Source organism: Sulfurospirillum sp. MES, from assembly GCF_000789415.1.
GTDB lineage: Bacteria > Campylobacterota > Campylobacteria > Campylobacterales > Sulfurospirillaceae > Sulfurospirillum > Sulfurospirillum cavolei.
The window spans coordinates 1-1,512 of the sequence record NZ_JSEC01000046.1; the positions used below are offsets into that span (position 1 = coordinate 1).

Consider the following 1,512-nt stretch of genomic DNA (forward strand, 5'->3'; position numbering starts at 1 on the left):
GTAAAGATTTTGTTTCCGGTACGCTGATCGCTAAATGCGATACGACATCGGTAAATTTAACAAAATAAGCTAACGCTTTTTTGGGGTCGCACTGTTTGAGCACGACGCAAAACTCATCGCCGCCGAAGCGCGAAATAAAAGCATTATCGCAAAAATGGTTTTTCAGCTGTTCGGACAAGGCAACAATCACGGCGTCGCCGATGCGGTGCCCTAAAGTATCATTGATTTGTTTGAACTGATCGATGTCGATCAATCCCAGAGCAAAAGGCTCGCTGTGCTCTTTCGCCTCTTTAAAATAGTGTTGCATCTGCTCAAAGAAAAAACGCCTGTTTGCCAAACCGCTCAGAAAATCGCTTTGCGCCATAGCTTTAATCGTAGCGATATATTCCAATGCGTCCAGCGAATTGTCGATACGACATGTAATCTCTTCTTGACTAAAAGGCTTATTGATAAAATCGTTCGCGCCGATTTTTAAAAAATGCGCCGAAATCAATTCCGCGTTGCTAGCGGTCATCGCAATAATGGACAGTTCGTTTTTCGAATAACGTTTGCGTACCTCTTTCGTTAATTCCACGCCGTCGATAACGGGCATTAAATAGTCCGTCAAAATCAGTTTAATATCCGGATTGTCTTCTAAAAACGCCAAAGCTTCTTCGCCGTGTGCCGCCACAAGCACTTTAAACATATGCCGTTGTAAAAAATCTTTAATTTGTGCACGAGCAACAATCGAATCGTCGACGACAAGCACTTTAACGTCGCGATTTTTATGCAGGCGTTCGATCAGCGAAAAAATATAATTCACGTCGTCGATATTGCCTTTATGAACGTAATCGATAACCTCTTTTTTTAAGATTTTTTCGCGCGTCTCGTGATCCATTGAACCGGTCAGGACGATGGAAGGAATCTTATGGCTTAAAATCATATCGACCACTTCACCCTCCGGTGCATCGGGCAGATTCAAATCCAAAAGAGCCACGAAGTAGTCTTTTTCTTTTTCAACCAATGCTAACGCTTCTTCGTAGCTATACGCGGCATCGATGTCAAAATCAAGGCTGGATTGCATTTTTTTAACGATCAGTTTTGAGAGTGCTTTATTGTCTTCGACGATGAGTATTTTTTCACGCGACATTCAAAATCCTAATTGAGGGCATTAACGTTCGTTGGATTTTTGATTGTAACATAAAAGCATTGGGAGTTTTCTAAAAGAAGGCGACGGCGGAAGATTCCGCCGTCTCAAAAGGCTAATTTACGGAACCATCCATGTTAAAATATACGCTTGCGCCATCGTCATAATACCCATGACCACGACTAGCACCAAGCTGTGCTTAACCGTAAATCGGAAGAGATCGGACTCTTTTCCGACAATACCGGCAGACGCACATGCAATGGAAATCGATTGCGGAGAAATCATCTTGCCGCAGACGCCGCCCGTGGTATTCGCCGCAACCATTAAGGTCTCGTTTAAGCCCAATTGGTGTGCGGTAGATTGTTGCAAGCCGCAGAAAAGCGCAT

At 43.6% G+C, this 1,512-nt stretch carries 2 protein-coding genes; both read right to left on the bottom strand.

Annotation, left to right across the window (positions count from 1 at the left end; all coding sequences use genetic code 11):
* The coding region (locus OA34_RS13300; protein WP_039676233.1) for a response regulator at positions 1–1,129 on the bottom strand (1,129 nt) is incomplete at its 3' end.
* Positions 1,130–1,246: 117 nt separating this feature from the next.
* Positions 1,247–1,512: L-lactate permease (locus OA34_RS13305; RefSeq protein ID WP_286683068.1), on the bottom strand; the 266-nt coding region annotated here is incomplete at its 5' end.